Genomic DNA, 1,811 nt, shown 5'->3' on the forward strand with positions numbered 1-1,811 from the left:
ATGGCGAAGCCCATGGCCGGCAGGATGTTGGCGGCAACGCCGCAACCGTCGATGATGAAGGGCGGGATGAAGTCGAGCAGGCCCTGGATGGCGTCGGAACCCAAATAGAAGGCGCCGCCGCACAGCAGGAAGTACTCGACGCAGCCCCAGATTCCAATTCCCCAATGAACGGCGTAGATGCCTTTGAGGTTTCCCTTGAGGGCGAACTTGTCTGCCATATCGACAAACACAGGGAACAAGGCATTGGTAATGTTGCCGATCGTCAGCGCAAGGACGGCGATGGGCATGGCGAGCGCGATGGCCGTCTCGGTACCCTGACCGAGCTGAATGGCAAACGCGCAGGCGAGCACGCCGCCGACGGTTTCGTTAGGCGGCACGTAGGCGCCGATGGAAATCGAGCCCATGAACAGCAACTCCAGGCTGGCGCCAACGGCAAGGCCAGTCTGCAGGTCCCCCAGCACCAGGCCCACGAGCGGGCACAGGACGATGGGGCGGAACGCGTAGAGGGTGCCGAGCTGGTAGTCGAGGCATCCAAACGCTCCGACTAAGCCGACGAGGATTGCTTGGACAAGCATAATTCCTCCCAATAAGGAATCTCGAACCGTCGTCACTCCCGTCGCGCGCGTTGTTGATATCAATTCCGGGAGTTCGATTCCACGGCTCGAAGCGTACCTGGTGTGCTGCTAACACCCATGCCAGGCACAAATGATTTGATACCAATTATAGGTATGCAGGTTCGCCTTATTTAATACCAGTCGCTCAGCGGGGTGTTTTTTACCGTAAACGGCAGGCGCATCCCATTAGGCACGCTCTTTGTTTCGATGGCGGACAAGCGCCACCAGAAAGCCGTCGCCAAAAGCATCGGATGCCAAGTTGGCCACAATCACCAAAACGATCATCGCTGCGCCCAAAAACTCGTTCCAGCGAAAGACCTCGCCAAAGAGGAGCGCCGACCAGCAGGGAGCGAGCACGACCTCACTCATGCAAACCAAGTTGGCCGCAAACGCGTTGGTGCGCGCAATCCCCTTGGCATACAGCACACTCGCAAGGCCGCTGCAAAAAAGGCCATGCACCAGCATAAGCCCCCACTCAAAGGGTTTCACGGAGCCTAGGTCGCCGGCAAAATAGACGATCGGAAGTATCGAGATGCCGCAGGAGATGAGCGAGGACACCATGGGCGACGCATCGGGGCGAGAGTTTAAAAAGAAACACAGCCCAAAGGTGGCGCCCGAAATGACGGCAAGCAGATTTCCGAGCATGCCCTCGGCGCTCAAATCACCTAAAAAGAAAAGTCCCATACCCGTAAAAGCAACCACCACGGAGGCAATCTTCGCAGGCGAGGGCAACGTGCGAGTTGCGAGCGATTGATACACGATAACGAAAATCATCGAGGTGTACTGCAGAACGATCGCGTTGCCGACCGTCGTGAGCTGGTTGGCAAAGTTAAACGTGGTGCCCGTCACGAAGTTGCAGACGGCCACAAGGACAATAAGACGGCTGACGCGAAGGACGGGTCTGCCGACGAGCAGGATAAAGAGCGCCATAAATATTGCCGTGACGGCACCGATCAAAAGAGCTGACTGCGAATTGGCGCGAACGAGGATGCCGATAAAACTCCACAAGAGCGCCGTGCCAAATAGATACATCGCCCCGCTCACGCCATTATCGGGTGGATTGTCAGATCGAATCACGAAGCACCTCCAACTAGCTTTCGGTAATAAAAAACGGCGACCGCAATGGGTCGCCGTTTCCCTTGGGGGCAAATAATAGGCCGGGCCCTTACGCCAGCACGCCGAAGAACGCGCCGATGA

At 57.1% G+C, this 1,811-nt stretch carries 2 protein-coding genes; both read right to left on the reverse strand.

Annotated features, from left to right (window positions below; translation table 11 throughout):
- Window positions 1-575, reverse strand: a 575-nt coding sequence (locus DW925_RS09955) for a PTS sugar transporter subunit IIC (protein WP_147330331.1), incomplete at its 3' end; no start/stop codon positions are given.
- Window positions 576-800: 225 nt separating this feature from the next.
- Window positions 801-1,691, reverse strand: coding sequence for a DMT family transporter (locus DW925_RS09960; protein ID WP_225093980.1), 891 nt, complete (start codon window positions 1,689-1,691; stop codon window positions 801-803).
- Between the last annotated feature and the right edge of the window lie 120 nt (window positions 1,692-1,811).

Origin of the sequence: Collinsella sp. AM43-1 (genome assembly GCF_003467925.1) — a bacterium.
In the GTDB taxonomy this organism is placed as follows: domain Bacteria; phylum Actinomycetota; class Coriobacteriia; order Coriobacteriales; family Coriobacteriaceae; genus Collinsella.